The organism is Tsuneonella sediminis, assembly GCF_051912845.1.
Classification (GTDB): Bacteria; Pseudomonadota; Alphaproteobacteria; order Sphingomonadales; family Sphingomonadaceae; genus Tsuneonella; species Tsuneonella sediminis.
This window is the reverse complement of record NZ_JBNCBU010000001.1, coordinates 1,161,302-1,177,736: the sequence shown is the minus strand read 5'-3', so window position 1 is coordinate 1,177,736 and position 16,435 is coordinate 1,161,302. Positions and strand designations below refer to the sequence as shown.

General features: G+C 66.6%; 16 protein-coding genes. 9 read left to right on the top strand and 7 right to left on the bottom strand.

Translation table 11 applies throughout. The annotated features are described in order from the left end of the window. Positions 1 to 27: 27 nt before the first annotated feature. The 6 genes from ACPV3N_RS06000 (at position 28) to ACPV3N_RS05975 (ending at position 6,690) form a co-directional block, all read left to right on the top strand. Positions 28 to 1,638: a beta strand repeat-containing protein gene (locus ACPV3N_RS06000; RefSeq protein ID WP_440115701.1), complete on the top strand. Its 1,611-nt coding sequence runs from the start codon at positions 28 to 30 to the stop codon at positions 1,636 to 1,638. Positions 1,639 to 1,699: 61 nt separating this feature from the next. Then, complete coding sequence (locus ACPV3N_RS05995; RefSeq protein WP_440115699.1) at positions 1,700 to 3,787, top strand: beta strand repeat-containing protein; 2,088 nt, start codon at positions 1,700 to 1,702, stop codon at positions 3,785 to 3,787. A 244-nt stretch (positions 3,788 to 4,031) separates the two neighbouring features. Next, on the top strand, positions 4,032 to 4,265 hold the full coding sequence (locus ACPV3N_RS05990; RefSeq protein ID WP_440115697.1) for a hypothetical protein: 234 nt from the start codon (positions 4,032 to 4,034) through the stop codon (positions 4,263 to 4,265). Continuing rightward, positions 4,262 to 5,008, top strand: a complete 747-nt coding sequence (locus ACPV3N_RS05985) for a hypothetical protein (RefSeq protein ID WP_440115695.1) — start codon at positions 4,262 to 4,264, stop codon at positions 5,006 to 5,008. The genes ACPV3N_RS05990 and ACPV3N_RS05985 overlap by 4 nt, the downstream gene beginning before the upstream one ends. Further along, entirely contained in the window at positions 5,005 to 5,724 is a 720-nt protein-coding gene (locus ACPV3N_RS05980) for a hypothetical protein (protein ID WP_440115693.1), read from the top strand. Before ACPV3N_RS05985 ends, ACPV3N_RS05980 begins: the two co-directional genes overlap by 4 nt. Before the next feature lie 93 nt (positions 5,725 to 5,817). Continuing rightward, entirely contained in the window at positions 5,818 to 6,690 is an 873-nt protein-coding gene (locus tag ACPV3N_RS05975; protein WP_440115692.1) for an LOG family protein, read from the top strand. Here the strand turns inward: ACPV3N_RS05975 and thiD are convergent. From thiD to glmM, 3 genes are read right to left on the bottom strand one after another with little or no spacing between them, the layout of a single operon-like run. Then, positions 6,672 to 7,514 (bottom strand): bifunctional hydroxymethylpyrimidine kinase/phosphomethylpyrimidine kinase, encoded by an 843-nt coding sequence (thiD, locus tag ACPV3N_RS05970; RefSeq protein ID WP_440115690.1) that lies wholly within the window; start codon positions 7,512 to 7,514, stop codon positions 6,672 to 6,674. The genes ACPV3N_RS05975 and thiD overlap by 19 nt on opposite strands. Further along, a complete protein-coding gene (locus ACPV3N_RS05965) occupies positions 7,511 to 7,738 on the bottom strand; it encodes a DUF1272 domain-containing protein (protein ID WP_440115688.1) in 228 nt (75 codons plus the stop codon). Before ACPV3N_RS05965 ends, thiD begins: the two co-directional genes overlap by 4 nt. Further along, positions 7,738 to 9,078, bottom strand: a complete 1,341-nt coding sequence (gene glmM / locus ACPV3N_RS05960; protein WP_440115686.1) for a phosphoglucosamine mutase — start codon at positions 9,076 to 9,078, stop codon at positions 7,738 to 7,740. Before glmM ends, ACPV3N_RS05965 begins: the two co-directional genes overlap by 1 nt. Before the next feature lie 101 nt (positions 9,079 to 9,179). Here glmM and ACPV3N_RS05955 point away from each other — a divergent pair, with 101 nt between their 5' ends. Continuing rightward, positions 9,180 to 10,430: a dicarboxylate/amino acid:cation symporter gene (locus ACPV3N_RS05955; RefSeq protein WP_440115684.1), complete on the top strand. Its 1,251-nt coding sequence runs from the start codon at positions 9,180 to 9,182 to the stop codon at positions 10,428 to 10,430. Positions 10,431 to 10,509: 79 nt separating this feature from the next. Next, complete coding sequence (locus ACPV3N_RS05950; RefSeq protein ID WP_440115682.1) at positions 10,510 to 11,121, top strand: superoxide dismutase; 612 nt, start codon at positions 10,510 to 10,512, stop codon at positions 11,119 to 11,121. 66 nt (positions 11,122 to 11,187) lie between these two features. On the opposite strand, the gene ACPV3N_RS05945 is transcribed toward ACPV3N_RS05950, so the two are convergent. From ACPV3N_RS05945 to ACPV3N_RS05935, 3 genes are all read right to left on the bottom strand, one after another. Continuing rightward, entirely contained in the window at positions 11,188 to 12,306 is a 1,119-nt protein-coding gene (locus ACPV3N_RS05945) for an AI-2E family transporter (protein ID WP_440115680.1), read from the bottom strand. A 157-nt stretch (positions 12,307 to 12,463) separates the two neighbouring features. Continuing rightward, entirely contained in the window at positions 12,464 to 13,075 is a 612-nt protein-coding gene (locus ACPV3N_RS05940) for a sigma-70 family RNA polymerase sigma factor (RefSeq protein ID WP_440115678.1), read from the bottom strand. Then, a complete protein-coding gene (locus ACPV3N_RS05935; protein ID WP_440115676.1) occupies positions 13,075 to 13,431 on the bottom strand; it encodes a NepR family anti-sigma factor in 357 nt (118 codons plus the stop codon). The genes ACPV3N_RS05940 and ACPV3N_RS05935 overlap by 1 nt, the downstream gene beginning before the upstream one ends. Positions 13,432 to 13,436: 5 nt before the next feature. Between ACPV3N_RS05935 and ACPV3N_RS05930 the strand changes: the two genes are divergently transcribed. Next, a complete protein-coding gene (locus ACPV3N_RS05930; RefSeq protein WP_440115674.1) occupies positions 13,437 to 15,131 on the top strand; it encodes a CHASE domain-containing protein in 1,695 nt (564 codons plus the stop codon). A gap of 73 nt (positions 15,132 to 15,204) precedes the next feature. On the opposite strand, the gene ACPV3N_RS05925 is transcribed toward ACPV3N_RS05930, so the two are convergent. Further along, positions 15,205 to 15,999: a response regulator gene (locus ACPV3N_RS05925; RefSeq protein WP_440115672.1), complete on the bottom strand. Its 795-nt coding sequence runs from the start codon at positions 15,997 to 15,999 to the stop codon at positions 15,205 to 15,207. Between the last annotated feature and the right edge of the window lie 436 nt (positions 16,000 to 16,435).

The window sequence follows — 16,435 nt, the reverse complement described above, 5'->3', positions numbered from 1 at the left end:
ACTCAATGCTTGGATGGAGTCACTATCATGAAGCGCACTTTCCTTCTTTCCGCCTCGGCCGCCGCGCTGCTCGCGGCGTCGCCGGCACTGGCGCAATCGAACACCTCGACGGTCGACCAGACCGGCACCAACGCGACTGCGACCGTCAACCAGGGCGGTTCGGATTCGAACAGCGACATCGACCAGGGCGGCGATCTGAACAAAGCGACCGTCAACCAGGATGGCTCGCAGGCTGGTGGCAAGTCCACCATCGCTCAGACTGGCGATCGCAACGAAGCGACCGTCACCCAGAGCGACGACGGCAGCGACCTCGCGAACGTCGCCCCGCCGATCAACACCTCGACCGTGACGCAGGGCGGAAGCGACAACAAGGCGACCGTCACCCAGAACACCGCCACTTTCTCGCTCGGCACCGTGTCGGCCGTCACGCAGGGCGGGAATTTCAACGAGGCAACCGTCACGCAGGTCGACGATTCGCAGGACTCTTCGATCTCGCAGTCGTCCGACAACAACAAGGCGACCGTCTCGCAGGGTGACCTGGCGCTGGTTGCGGCTGACCAATCCTGGGGCAATGACTCGATTGTGAACCAGGGCGGCCTCGGCCAGCACACCGCAACCGTCACCCAGGGCTCGGTTGTCAGCACCAGCTCCGTTCAGCAGACCGGTGAGGACAACGATGCAACCGTCGACCAGACGGGCGCCGTCCAGAATTCCTTTGTCGACCAGTCGGGCAGCTTCAACGTCGCCGGTGTCGACCAGTCCGGCAGCCTGAACGATTCCGACGTGTTCCAGATGGGCACCAACGGCATCGCCAATGTCACGCAGAACGGGAACAACCTGACCTCGACGGTCAGCCAGAGCGCCGACAACAACGACGCGATCGTCAACCAGTCGGGTTCGACCAGCACCTCGTCCATCACGCAGTCGGCGAACAACAACGCCGCCCGCGTGACGCAGAACGGGTCGGGCAACTCGTCGAGCGTGACCCAGGATTCGGGTAGCGGATTCCTCGGCTATACCGGGACCGAGCTGGGCGAAGCGGTGCTCAACGCGCCCAACTTCTTCGGCTATGCGGTGGTACAGCAGAACGGCATCCGTCTCAGCTCTGAGATCAATTCGACCGGTCGTTCGGGCTTCGCGTTCGTCCAGCAGGTTGGCGATACCAACTCGTCGATCATCAACCAGACGGGCAATTCGAACGCCGCGTTCGTCGAGCAGGCCGGTACCCTCAACAGCTCGGACTGGAGCCAGAGCGGGTTCCTGACCAACGTCACCAGTTCGGAAACCCCGAACTCAGGCGACAACAACATCGGTCTCGCCCGCGGCGTTCACCAGACTGGCGAACGCAACAGCTCGCTCATCACCCAGTCGGGCAATGCATCGAGCTTTTCCGCCGCACTCGCCGGGCGCAACAGCGTGAACCTGACCCAGTCTGGCGACGACAACGAGTCCGACATCAACCAGGGCGGGGTCGATAACCGCGCCGACCTGACCCAGTCGGGTTCGAACAACGACTCGTTCATCACTCAGGGCGGCAGCAACAACACAGCCACGGTGACCCAGTCGTCGAACGGCAACTGGTCCAGCGTCAACCAGACCGGCACCAACGGCACCGCAACCGTGACGCAGGGCATGTGACGGGGGGAGCGGGCGGCCGGCACCGGTCGCCCGCGATCCTGTCCTAGAAAGGAATTCCACGATGAAAAGCATCCTCTTCGGCTCGGCTTCGATCGCCGCGCTGCTCGCCGCTGGCCCCGCGCTGGCACAGACCAACACCTCGACCGTCGACCAGCAGGGCGCGGCGACGGTCGCCACTGTCACGCAATCGGGTTCGGGCAACACTTCGGACGTCGACCAGAACGGCACCGGAACCGGCGCGTTCACGAACGGCGACAAGCTGCGCGCGACGACCACCCAGGCCGGCGACAACGGCTATTCGAAGGTCGACCAGTCCGGCAACCGCAACGCCGCAACGGTCGACCAGACCGCGTCGGCCGATGGCATGCGGTCCGAGGTCACGCAGTCCAACACACGCAACAGCGCCAACGTGACTCAATCGGGCCTCGGGGGCGGCGCGGGCACGGGTTCTTTCATCACCCAGAGCGGCAACCAGGGCCAAGCCGTGGTCATGCAGGGCGCCGCGACTGACGGGGCGGTGAGCCGGATCACCCAGACGGGCAACGACCAGCGCGCCAGCGTCATCCAGACTGTGGGCGCGGCGGACTCGACGATCCTCCAGTCGGGCGGCGCGCAGAACGCTTCGGTTTTCCAGGATGGATCGAGCTTCTCGACGATCAACCAGTCGAACCGCTTCAACGAGGCAAGCATCCGCCAGGAGGGCGACGGCAACACCTCCGACGTCACGCAGACCGGCGTGAACGGTGCGGTCGGCGATCCCGACAACAACTACTCGAGCGCGGACCCGATCGCCCGGGTCGGCGTCGAGCAGTACGGCGACGATAACGAATCGGACATCATGCAGAGCGGCGACAACACGCTTGCCGACGTGCTGCAGACCGGGAACCGGAACTTCTCGACGATCACCCAGCAGGGCGATTTCTCGAACGCGGTCGTTATCCAGACCGGCGACGATAACGATGCCCGGGTCGTTCGCCAGACGGCCGACGGAGCGGGAACCTCGGTGCCGCCGGGCAGCCCGGTGGTACCGGGTGACAATGCGGACGCCTACATCACCCAGACCGGCAACCTGAACGATGCGAACATCGAGCAGGACGCCGTTCCTGTCGACGCGACCATTACCCAGACCGGCAACAACAACGACGCAACAATCACGCAGGATTCGACCTCCGGAGGGGCGAGCGCCAACATCGCCCAGACCGGAGACCGCAACCTTGCGACCACCACCCAGTCGGACGACGCCCGCTCGAACATCGAACAGGGCAACCTCGCTACGAGCGATGACAACATCGCGAACGTGACGCAATCGGCCGGATCGGCAGGGTCGTTCAGCGACGTGAACCAGAACGGCGACGGCAACCTTGCCACCGTGGACCAGTCGGGCGCGAACAGCGACAGCTTCGTCTACACCACCGGTGACGACAACATCGTCGATGTCAGCCAGAGCGGCGAACGCAGTGTCGGGATCGTCATCCAGCGCGATTTCATCGGCGACAGCCTGCCGGGGCCAGCCTCGGGCAACAATGCCAAGTCGGTGCAGACGGGTTCCAGCACCTACAGCTACATCGCGCAGGACGGCACCGGCAACATCGCCGATGTCGATCTGTCCGGCACCGGTGAGCACACGACCGGCCGACACCCCGACACCGCCGGCTATGTCATCAACGAGCCGGCCGAAAGCGTCGTATTGCAGATCGGCGCGCGCAACGAAGCCTATGTCGACCAGGTTGCGGACCTTGCGGAATCGAACATCTACCAGGGCACCACGTTCGACGGCTCGGCGGTCAGTCTTGCCGACGGATCGGCCGATAACACTGCCACGGTCCAGCAGCTGTCGGGTGCGACCAACAGCCGTTCCGACGTGTTCCAGGGCGGCACGTTCAACAATGCGCTTACCATCCAGAACGCGTCGAATTCGCTGAGCGACGTGCGCCAGAACGGCTTCGACAACTACTCGAAGGTCGATCAGCAGTCGGGCGACAACCTGACCGCACGGGTCACCCAGTACGCTGACGGAAACGATTCGTTCGTGACCCAGTCGGGCACGAACAACACCGCGACCGTCGGCCAGTACTCGGACAACAACGTGTCGAACGTGACCCAGTCGGGCAGCGGCAACACCGCCACCGTCACGCAGGGCACTCCCTGACCTGACGGGGGGAGGGCGGGTCTCGTCGACCCCTGGATCCGCCTTCCTTTGTCACCACATCGAAAGGAGCGCAGTCATGTTTCCATCCTCGCTTTCTGACCGGCGTCACGACCGGGCAGGCAGGTGGCTACGCTGCGCTCTCTTCGCGCTCGTCGGGTTCGCACCCACGACGGCACTGGCCGCGGCCTCACCCGAGGTCGCGGCCAGCATGCCGATGAATTCAATCGCCTGCGGAGATGCCCAGATGATCAAGCAGACAGACGGGACCACCGTCGTCCACCGGACCAGTGGGGCCGGGGATGCCGTTACCGTGGTCACCCGCGGCCCCAATGGCGAGATCACGCTCGAACAGAGCGGCCCGTGCAACGATGCCGAGATCGCCCAGGGTGGTTCGGACAACCGGTCGACCGTTCGCCAACGCGGCACCGGCAACCGGGCCGTCGTGCGGCAGGGTCCGCCACGAGGAGAGGCACAATGACACACCGCCTGATCGGCTCCGCGCTGGCGCTTGCCGCGCTCGCGCTTTCCGCGCCCGCAAACGCCGACACCGACAAGGAAACCCCCGGTGCGCCGTGCGAGCCCGGCGGGGGCCAGGGCACCGGCAACCCGTGCAACGGAAACAACGGCAACCCCAGTCCGGAAGGCAACGCGAACAAGGAAAAGGTCCGGTACGACCGGAACCCCGATCCGTTCACCATTGCGCGGCCCGGCAACGACCGCGGAGCCTACATCACTCAGGTGGGTGACGGCGGACGGGCGACGATCGGCCAGACCGCCAACACCCAGTACGCGCGGATCGACCAGAACGGCGACGCGAACGACGCCGCCATCGCCCAGACCGGCGCCGGCGCGCATTACGCCACCGCGAGCCAGCAGGGGAACGGCAATATCCTGGAGCTGGCGCAGGATGGCACCGGCGTGCAGGTCGCGCTGGCTGCGCAGCAGGGCAACGGCAACGCGATGCGGATCACCCAGCAGGGCGGTCTCTTCACCAATGGCGTGGCTGCGTCGCAACTGGGCGACGACAACCGGATGAGCCTGACCCAGAGCGGCGACGAGAACCAGGCCCTGCTGACCCAGAACGGGTCCGGAAATGCCATGACGGCGGTGCAGAACGGCGCTAACAATCAGCTGGCATGGACGCAGAACGGCGACAACCTGTCGGACCTGGCGATCACCCAGTCGGGCAACCAGGCGATCGCGATCACGCAGTCACGATGATGCGGGCGGCTCCCCTGCTCGGTCTCGCAGTGCTGGCGATGCCCTCGCTCGCGCTCGCGCAGGCGAACGCCGAGAAGGCCCGGCTCGACGATTTCGCCGCGCCGCAGGCTTCGAGCGGAGTGGAGGTCGGCCAGATTGCCTCTACCCGCGGCCCCGTCGCGGTCGAGCAGAGAGTCGACAGGACAGTCACCGTCCCGCCGCCGCCGCAGCGGTCACGGCCCGATTCGATTCAGCAGGTCAGTGCCGGCGTCGCGCGCGAGCCGGTGGGGCAGGTCGCTCCCGCCGGGGACCGCAGCGCCCAGGCGGCGCCCGCGCTGTCTCGGCGGGAGGAAGGGCGCCGCGCCGACGCTGCACCGCTCGGCGGCAACGACCGCTGCGATCCGCAGGCCGGCACCGAAAAGGAAATGGCGCTTTGCCGGCGGGTAATCGAACTGCGCGCACGCGAGTTTTCAGCGACCGAGGCACCGCGGCTGTCCCCCGAACAGGAACTCCTGGCCCGCGAAGCGCGCTCCGAGCGCGCCTCGCTGGCCGATCTCGCCGGGCGCGGGGGCGCCGGCCGGGCGCCCGATGCCGAAGAGCGGGCAGCCCAGGAACTCGGCTTTCTCACGCTTCCATCGCAGTCCACCCGGCCGGTGGAAGAAGACGAGACCGCCGACGCCTCGCTGTCGGAAGCAGTGAAGGCCGTCCTTGTACAGATGGGCGTTCCCAATCCCTGATCGGCACCCTGGCACGGCCGGGCTCCGCGCCGCGCGCCGCGGCCCTTCGACAGCCCATTGTGCGCGGCCCCCGGCACGCCTATCGGCAACCCGATGACCAGAAAAGAAGAGCGCGATCTCAAGCATCGCAAGTTCTATCGGGCCGAACAGGAAGCGGCCTTCTCCGAGAAGAGCACACCCGATACCCCGCAGACCCGTCACCCGGCTTACCGGCTGGCGTTTCAGGACGCCGACTTCCTCCTGCGCGAGGAACTGCGCCCGGTGCGCTTCCAGCTCGAGCTGCTGAAGCCCGAGATGCTTCTCGACGAGGCCGGCGTCGGATCGACGCTGGTGATGTACGGCTCCGCGCGCATCCCCTCGCCCGATCACGCAGCGGCGCTGGTCGAAAACGCGAACGAGGAATCGCGGGTGGTCGCGGAGCGGCTGGCCGCCAAGGCGAAGTACTACGACGAGGCCTATCGGCTTGCCCGACTGGCGAGCGAGAAGTCCATCGTCGAGGACGGCAAGCGCCAGTTCGTGGTGTGTTCGGGGGGCGGTCCGTCGATCATGGAAGCGGCCAACCGGGGCGCGAGCGATGCGGGGGCGGAATCGATCGGGCTCAACATCGTGCTTCCGCACGAGCAGGCGCCCAACCCCTACGTCACGCCCTACCTCAGCTTCCAGTTTCACTACTTCGCGCTGAGGAAGATGCACTTTCTCCTGCGCGCGAAAGCGGTCGCGGTGTTCCCGGGCGGGTTCGGCACGTTCGACGAGTTCTTCGAACTGCTTACCCTGATCCAGACCGGCAAGATCATGCCGATGCCGATCCTGCTCTTCGGCAAGGAATTCTGGACCCGCGTGATCGACTGGGACGCCTTCGCAGAGGAAGGGGTGATCTCGAAAAGGGATCTGGACCTCTTCCGCTGGTGCGAGACCGCGGAAGAGGCATGGGAACACATTGCGGCGTTCTACGAACTGTCCGCCTGACCTTCTCCGGCACCCGGCCCGCCCCGCACCGCCTGGTGCCCCAGGGGTCCGTTGCCCGCCCCGAAGCCGGGCGCGGCAATGATCGCGCGGCGCACGAACTGACGGGCCAGCCGCACCGCGTGCTCGAGCGGCACGCCATGCCCCTGCAGCGTGGCGATGGCGGAAGACAGCGTGCACCCTGTCCCGTGGGTGTGCGGCGTGTCGATGCGCGTGTCGCCGAACGCGGCGGAGCGTTGCTGTCCCGGCCCGACGAGCGTGTCGATGACCCGGTCGTCATCGGTATGGCCGCCCTTGGCAAGGACGTGTGCGGCACAGGTACGCGCGATTTCGCTCGCCGCATCGGCGATCTCGACGGTGTCGCGCAGGGTGCGACCGGCGAGGTGCTCGAGTTCGGGCAGGTTGGGGGTGATGAGCGTCGCCAAGGGAAACAGCTTCTCGCGCATCGCGGCGATCGCGTCCTCCGCGATGAGGGTAGCGCCCGAGGTCGCGATCATGACCGGGTCGAGCACGACGGGCACATGATCGGGCAGGGCTTCGAGCGCGCCCGCGACTGCGTCGATGATCTCGCGGTCGTGGAGCATGCCGATCTTGACCGCGTCGACCCCGATATCGCTGAGGCAGGACCGGATCTGCTCGGCCACCACGTCGCCGCTCATCGGGGCGATTGCCTGCACGCCGACGCTGTTCTGAGCGGTCACCGCCGTCACCGCGGTCATCGCGTAGCCGCCGAGCATCGTGATGGTCTTGATGTCGGCCTGGATGCCCGCGCCGCCCGAGCTGTCAGAACCGGCGATCGCGAGCACGCGGGGAGGGGGCGCACTCATCCGGCGAACCTTCGCGCCGTCGACGGTGGATGCTGCGCGTGCAGACGCTTCGCGCGGGTCGGCCGGTCCATCAGCTCACCGCCGCAATTGGGGCAGCGGTCGTCGAGATCGTCGGCGCAGTCGGCGCAAAAGGTACATTCGAAGCTGCAGATGAACGCTCCCGGAGCTTCAGCGGGAAGGTCCGCGCCGCAGCGTTCGCAATCGGGGCGCATTTCGAGCGCCATCAGCCCGCCGCGTCCTTCACCACGTCGCATATCGTGTCCACCACGCGTTCGACCTGCCCGGCGTCGTCGCCCTCGGCCATCACCCGGATCAGCGGCTCGGTGCCCGAGGCGCGGATGACGAGGCGGCCCTTGCCCGAAAGCTCCGCCTCCGCATCGGCGATCGCCGCCTTGACCCGGGCGTCGTCGAGCGGCCTGCCCCCGGCGTAGCGCACGTTCTTGAGCAGCTGCGGGACAGGATCGAACTGGTGCAGCAGCTCGCTCGCGCGCCTGCCCGATCGCACCAGGCTGGCGAGAACTCGCAGCGCGGCGACCGTCCCGTCGCCGGTCGTGCCGTAATCGAGCAGGATCATGTGGCCCGACTGTTCGCCGCCCACGTTGAAGCCGCCTTCGCGCATCCGCTCGAGGACATGACGGTCGCCCACCGCTGTACGCTCGAGCGTCAGGCCATGGCCTGCGAGATGTCGCTCGAGTCCCAGGTTCGACATGACGGTGGCGACAACGCCGCCGCCCTTGAGGTCGCCGCGATCCTTCAATCGCAGCGCGATGAGCGCCATCAGCTGGTCGCCATCGACCGTTTCGCCCTTCTCGTCGACCACGATCAGCCGGTCGGCGTCGCCGTCGAGCGCGACGCCGATGTCGGCGCCTTCCTCGATCACCTTGGCCTTGATCGCGGCGAGCGATGTCGAGCCGACGTCGCGGTTGATGTTGGTGCCGTTGGGCGTGACCCCGAGCGGAATGACCTTTGCGCCGAGTTCCCAGATGGCCGAGGGGGCGACCTGGTAGGCAGCGCCGTTTGCGCAGTCGACCACCACCTTGAGGTCGTCGAAGCGGATGTCGCTCGCCACCGCCTGCTTGACCGCGTGGATGTACCGGCCGCGCGCGTCCTCGATCCGGCGGGCCCGGCCGACTTCGGCGGCGTCGGCGAGGTCGATTTCTTGCTCGAGCAGGGCCTCGATCGCCAGTTCGTCGGCGTCGGACAGCTTGAATCCGTCGGGCCCGAACAGCTTGATGCCGTTGTCTTCGTACGGATTGTGGCTGGCGGAGATCATAACCCCGACGTCGGCGCGCAGCTCGCGGGTCAAAAGGGCGATCGCAGGCGTGGGCAGGGGGCCCGTCATCACCACGTCCATACCAACGCTGGTGAATCCGGCGACCAGCGCGTTCTCGAGCATGTAGCCGGAGAGGCGAGTATCCTTGCCGATCACCACGCGGTGGCGGTGGCTGCCCCGCAGAAAGTGCCGGCCCGCGGCCTGGCCCACTTTCATCGCGGTGGCGGCTGTCATGACGCCGGAGTTCGTACGCCCGCGAATCCCGTCCGTGCCGAAGAACTTGCGTGCCATGATGCTCCGTTTCGCGAACCGTTTGATCGTTTCTGCCGCATTGGACGGGCCGGGGGCCGATGTCACTAGCCTGACGGGTGAAAGCCGCTATCTAGCGGCCGATGAATACGGAACACGGGGGCGCGGCGCGCCAGCTAGTCTCGGTGCGCATTCCGGCCGGCTGGACGCTTGCAGGTCTGGTCGCGGGCTTGCTCACGGGCATCGTGCTCGCACGGACGAGCGCGATCGGGCCGCTGGTGGCGGTGGCCGAACCGGTCGGCGCGCTGTGGCTGCGCGCCCTCCAGGCGACGATCGTTCCGCTCGTGGCCGGGCTGCTCGTGATCGGGATCGCCCAGCTCGCGATCGCGGCGCGCGCGGGGGCGACGGCGCGGCGGATGCTCGGCTGGGTGGCGGGAACGCTCGTCTTTTCCGCCCTGATGAGCGCGGCGCTCAGTCCGTTGCTGCTCGATCTCTTCCCGCCGCCGGCGGCCGCCGCAGGGGTCCTGTCGGCCGGGGGCGCGCCACAGGAGGTCCCCGGCCTTGCGGCGTTCGTCGAATCGCTGATCGCGCCCAACATGGTCGCCGCCGCGGCCGAGACCGCGATGCTGCCGCTGACGCTGTTCTTCGCGGCCTTCGCGGTGGCGGTCGCGCGCCTGCCCGGCGATCAGCGCGACACCCTGCTCGGGTTCTTCCGCGCGCTCGCCAACGCGATGCTGACGATTATCGGTTGGGTCCTGTGGGTCGCGCCGGTCGGGGTATTCGCGCTGGCGCTCGGGGTCGGAGCGGCAAGCGGCGGGGCGGCCTTCGCGACGCTGGCGCATTATATCGTGACTGTGGTTGCGGTCGGGTCGGTGGTGCTCACGGGCGGCTATCTCGTCGCCTGGCTCGCGGGAGGGAAAAGCCCGCTCGCCTTCGCCCGCGCCATGCTTCCGGCGCAGGCGGTCGCGATATCGACCCAGAGTTCGCTCGCCAGCCTCCCGGCCATGCTCGTCAGCGCACGGCGGCTCGACGTGCGGGAAGAGACCGCCGAGTTCGTCCTGCCGCTCAGCGTCGCGATCTTCCGCGCGACAAGCCCGGCGATGAACATGGCGGTCGCGATCTACGTCGCCCATCTGGCGGGGGTCGAACTTTCCGCACTGGCGCTGCTCGCCGGCGCAGCCGTCGCGATCGTAATCGCGCTCGGATCGGTCAGCCTGCCCGGGACGATCAGCTTCGTCATTTCGGTAGGGCCGATCGCGCTGGCGATGGGTGTTCCGATCGGCCCGCTGGCGCTGCTCGTCGCGGTCGAGATGATGCCGGATCTCATGCGCACGCTGGCCAACGTCACCGCCGACGTCGCGCTCACCACCGCGGTCGACCGCAAGAACGATTGAAACGCCTGCAACCCTAGCGGTTCCCGCGCATTGGTGTAGGGACGCCTATCTCACCTCAATCCGACCACGGGAGACAACCATGGCCTTCGAAGTCACGCCGCTGCCCTATCCTGACACCGCGCTTGCCCCCGCGATCTCCGCCGAGACGCTCAGCTTCCACCACGGGAAACACCACAAGGCCTACATCGACAAGACCAACGCGGCGGTCGAAGGCACCGACATGGCGGGAGACACGCTGGAGCAGGTCATCGCCAAGGCGCGCGGCAGCAACCAGGGACTCTTCAACAATTCGGCGCAGAGCTGGAACCACGGTTTCTACTGGCACTCGCTGGCGGCCAGCGGCGGCAATCCGACCGACGAGCTCAAGAGCATGATCGACGACGCCTTCGGCTCGGTCGACGATCTCAAGATGCAGCTCAAGGAACGCGGGGCGGGTCATTTCGCCAGCGGCTGGGTCTGGCTGATCGAGAAGGGCGGCAAGCTCGAGATCGCAGAGACACACGATGGCGACACGATGGCCGACCAGGACTGCAACCCCCTGCTGGTGATCGATCTGTGGGAGCACGCCTACTATCTCGACCACCAGAACGCGCGTCCCGCCTATCTCGAGGCGGTGGTCGAAGGGAAACTCAACTGGGGTTTCGCGGCCGACAACCTCAACCGCGGCAGCACATGGAAATATCCCGCCTGACCGGCCGCTGATCGCTGGTTCCTTTCGCACGGCCCGTTCCCCGTCACCGGGGGGCGGGCCGTCGGTTCATCCGGCCCGGGGGTCGGGAATGTCTTCCACCGGATCGCCGGTCACAGGATCGCCGAACAGTGGCTCCCCGAACAGGAAACCAACCAGGTTCGGCCGGCCGACGTGGTCGAAGAACGCCGTGAGCGTCAGCAGAATCGGGACCGAGAGGAGCGCGCCCAGCACGCCCCAGATCCAGGTGAAGTAACTCAGCGCGATCAGGATCATCACCGGGTTCATGGTGAAACGCTTGCCGAGGATCGAGGGCGTGATCACGTTCGATTCGACGGCGTGGAGGGCAAGATATGCAGCGGCCGGTATGATCCCGAGGATGACCGTGTCCGCCGTCCCCACGCCAAACAACGCGAGTACGCCGACCATTGTCAGCGGGCCGATGTAAGGCAGGAAATTGAGGATGGCGGCAAGGCCGCCCCACATGACGGGTGCCTCGAGCCCTAGCGCCCACGCACCCAGCGCGACGACGACTCCGACGCCCGCGTTTATCCACGTGACGGTCAGGATGTAAGCGGCGACCCGGTCCTGCACCTCGCGGATCACGCGCGCGGCCTTGATGCTCGCACCGAAGTCGCTCCTCTCGAGGAGAAGGCGCCGGCGCATCCGGACCCGCGCTTCGACCATGAAGAACGCCATGAGGAACGTCAGCAGGGTCTCGAGTACGACGCTGGGCGTCGCATAGGCGAATTCCTCGATCATCGAAGGGGTCGCGACCACGACCTCGCGGCTCTTGTCGCCGGTCAATTCGGCGATCTGCCGGTTCGCCTCGCCGAGCCAGTAGAACTCCTGCTGCAGGTCGGCGAAGCGCTCGCCGAGCTTGTTGACGATCGCGGGGAGCGAATCGAACAGGTCGATGGCCGGTTGCAGGATCAGCATCGCGGCAAGCACGATCACCGCCAGCATGACGAGCAGGGCAGTCAGCGAGGCGAGGACGTTGGGCAGGCCCCATGCCGACAGCTTGTCGGCGAGGGGGGAGAGCACGATCGTGAGGATGAGGGCGGTGACGACCGGCAGGAACACCACCGAGCCGATCGACAGCACGAACGGCAGGGCGAGGAACAGTCCCACGCCGAGGATCACGACAAGCGCGGAAATCAACCGCAATTCCTGCGCGGCGAACGTCATCCGCGCCGTGCGCGCCCTGACGCGCGGCGGCTGTGGCGGCGGCGGTGCGGTCGGTTCAGTGGGACGCGCTTCGGTCACGGATTCATGAGCCCCCGGGATGGACCGCGATTTTGGCGGGAAGTGCGCTGCTCTTCAAGCCGCCAGCGTGCGCGTCGCGTCACCGGGTCGGTTCGCTCACTCCGTTTCCGGCGGCCACCTCGTCGAGCTCCTCGAGAATGGCGCGATGCGCGCTTTCATCGTCGATCGAGCGCTGGGGGATCGCGCCCTCGTCGAGCATCTGGGTCAGCGCTGCGCGCGCCCGGCCCACCCGGCTCTTGATCGTGCCCACCGCGCAGCCGCAGATGTTGGCCGCCTCCTCGTAGCTGAAGCCGCCCGCGCCCACCAGCAGCAGCGCCTCGCGGCGCTCGGGCGGAAGGGTCAGCAGCGCACGGCGCATGTCGGACAGGTGGATCGGTTCCTCCTGCCCAGCGGGGGCGGTAAGGATCCGCTCGGCGACGTTCTCGTCAAAATCGCCCCTGAACCGGTTGCGCCGCATGTCGGTGAGATAAGCGTTGCGAAGGATCACGAAGGTCCAGGCCCGCATGCTCGTGCCCGGTTCGAACCGCTCCTGCGCCGCCCAGGCCTTGAGCAGCGTTTCTTGGACCAGGTCGTCGGCCATGTCAGGACGCCCGCAAAGGCCGCGCGCGAAAGCGCGCAGATGCGGCACCACCTCGGTGAGCTCGCGCTTGAAGTCGGCCTGCTCGGAGACCGTACGCTTATGCTCGGCCATCAGTTCTTGCTGTCCAGCTTCGACAGGAGGTCCTTGAACGTATCGGGCAGGGGTTCATCGACGACCGAATCGTAGAGCTGGCGCAGCCCGCTAGCCCACCCCGGTGATCCGGGTCCGTCGCCACGTCTTGCTGTTGCCGGAGTAATCTTATCGTCCCCTTTGCCCTTCGAAGCGGATGTGCGTTTGTTCAATGTCGGTTCCCGCCCATGAATCAGAATTGTGTCGTCAAAAAACAATATTGCCCCGGGGCCGCACCCCAATGGATGCGGGCCAGGGGAACGAACCCGTAGAACCGGGGAACGATCTGCCGCGGACTTGGTTCCCCTGATGCCTGCCCGCTCCTGCGCCGGGCGCATGCGGGGTGGGTATCATAGAGAGCAGTACCATCGACCGGACATTTGGCAGCCGTCGGCGATCGCGCCGCTGGCTGGTATTCTACCCGCGCGCCACTCCGGTGGCCATCTTTCTGCTTATCGCGGCGATCACGGCGCTGAGCGTGTTCGCCATCGAGCGGGGCGAGCTGCGGCGCGAGGAAGCGCGTCTCTCGGAAACCGCGCAGGCCGTCGGCTCGGCGATCGAACGCAGGGCCAACACATCCTCGGCGTATCTTCGCGCGGGGGCCGCGCTGTTCGGAACAGTGGAAGACGTTCCGTCGAGCCTGTTCCGCCGCTTCGTCAGCGAACTGCGGCTCGATGCCGATTACCGCGGTGCGGAAGGCATCGGGTGGGCCGAGGCGATCAGCCCGCGGGAGATCGCCGACTACGAGCGGCGGCTGGCAGCCGAGGTTCCCGGCATGCCCAAGGTGCGACCCGCGCCATCGCCTGACCGCGCACAGATGGTGCCGGTGACCTACCTCCTGCCCGATACCGAGCGCAACCGGCGCGCACTCGGGTTCGATATGTACTCGGAGGAGAACCGGCGCGAGGCGATGGACGAATCCGAGCGGACCGTGCGGCCGACCGCCAGCGGGCGGATCGTGCTTGTCCAGGAGGGCGACACCCCGTCGCCCGGTTTCCTGATCTATATGCCCGTGTTCGACCAGATCGCCGGCGGGCGCGAGCTCAAGGGGTTCATCTACAGCCCGTTCAATGCGCGCGATTTCCTTGCATCGGCGCTTCAGCTCGAGACCCGCCGGGGCTTCGGCATCCGGCTCTACGACGGAGACAAGGACACGCCTGACGCCCTTCTTGCCGAGATCAGGGGCGACGCAAGGAGCGGACGAACCTTCGAGAAGATCGTCTCAGTCGCCAACCGCACGATGTTGCTCGAGGTCGAATCCGCGCGCGGGTCGTCGCTCTCGATGCTGTCGATGCTCACGCTGCTGTTCGGCTTGCTCGTGGCCAGCCTGCTGATGATTGTCGCCCGGTTGCTGACCCAGCAGGCGATCGAAGATCAGGCGTCGCTCGACTGGCTGGCTGAACAGAACTCGATCCGCGACACGCTGACTCGCGAACTCAATCACCGCGTCAAGAACACGCTCGCCAACGTCCTGTCGATCGTCAGTCTGACGCGGCGCCGGGCGACCAACCTCGACGATTTCGCGGAGGGAATCGACGGCCGCATCCGGGCGCTGTCGGCCACGCACGACCTTCTCACCCAGTCGGACTGGGGGACCACGCCGATCGGCTCGGTGATCGAGGCGGAATTGGTGCCCTATGCCCGGAGCGAGGGGTCGATCGAGATGGCGGGGCCGACGGTCGAACTCGCGCCTAACGACGCGCTCTCGCTGGGCCTGGCGATCCACGAACTCGCGACCAACGCGACCAAGTATGGCGCCCTGTCCGCGCCGGAGGGGAAGGTACGGATCACCTGGGCGCTCGACCGCGACGATCTGGCCAGCGTGCGCTGGGTCGAAAGCGGCGGTCCGCCGGTGCCGTCCCATCGCCCCCGCGGCTTCGGTACCGACTTGATCGAGAAGATCGTCGCCCATGAACTGCGCCACCCGGTCGACCTGCGGTTCGAGGAGGGCGGGGTCACATGCACGCTCTACGTGCCCGTGCGGGTGCCGAGCGAATTCGAGATGCGCGCCCGCAGGCGACTCGCGCCGAAATCCTAGGGTCGGTCGCCGCAGGGCCGCAAGAAAGGGAGCGCCGAGGCGCTCCCTTTCGTGATCGGCAGGTTCGTGCGCGTCAGCCGATCGGGCGGCTCGATCCGAAGAACAGCGCCTGGCTGATCGCCGCGCGCACGGTCGATTCCTGGAACGGCTTGGTGACGAGGTATGTCGGCTCGGGCCGGTCGCCGGTGAGAAGCCGTTCGGGATACGCGGTGATGAAGATCACCGGCACGCTGTCGATCGCGAGGATGTCGTCGACCGCGTCGAGTCCTGACGACCCGTCGGCAAGCTGGATATCGGCAAGGACGAGGCCCGGAGTTCGTTCCGCGACGACTTCCTGCGCCTGGGTGCGAGTTGCCGCCGTGCCGCAGATGTCGTGACCGAGGGAGCGGACGAGGTCTTCGAGCTGCATCGAGATCAGCGGCTCGTCTTCGATGATAAGGACACTGGTGGCCGATTCGCGATCGATCTCCTCGACGGCCTGCTTGACCATCGTTTCGATATCGGCCTCGTCCATGTCCATGATCTCGGCCGCTTCGGGGACGGAAAAATCCTCGAGCGTCGTCAGCAGCAGGGCCTGGCGATTGAGCGGCGTGATCGCGCGCAGGCGATCCTGGGCGGCCGCCTCGTGCATGCCGCCGCTGCCGCCGGCATCCGCGACTTCCATGTATGCACTCGACCAGACCTTGTTGAAGGCCTTGTAGAGCGGAACCCGGCCTTTCGACAGCGAGGCCTTTAGCCCCTCGTCGGCCAGCGCGGCTTCCAGAGTAGCGCGTACGAACGCGTCACCGGTCTGTTGGGACCCGGTGAGGGCGCGGGCGTACCGGCGCAGATAAGGCAGATTGGCGGCGACTTGATCCCCGAGCGACATGCGTTCCCTTCCCGTTGATTACTGCGCACAGAACGTGGCCCCCCCCGTATGGTTCCGCCGCCATGCCGACAATGTTTTCCGGCCCATCTTTAACCGCGATCCGCGCGTGGCTCCGATGTGTGGCCGATCCTGTCCAAATGGTTTCGCCGGCGGCGGCTGATCGACCAAAGCGAGGGTAGAAAACACCCTTGAATCAGACAGTTAGCCGAAAAATGTCGGGAGAGCGGAAATTTTTTCGCCGCACCGGGAACGCGATTCCGGGTCGGGCATTTTATCACTGTCACCGCCGAGACCCCCCCTCCCGTCCAAGCGGCTGGTGATACGATCCCGAAGGGCCTCCGCTCGAAAATCGAGCGGAGGCCTTTTTTTTGGCTAAATGGCCAGCGCATGTTCCAGCGCCGCGCCGCGCCGCGCCGCGCCGCGCGACCGGCCAGGC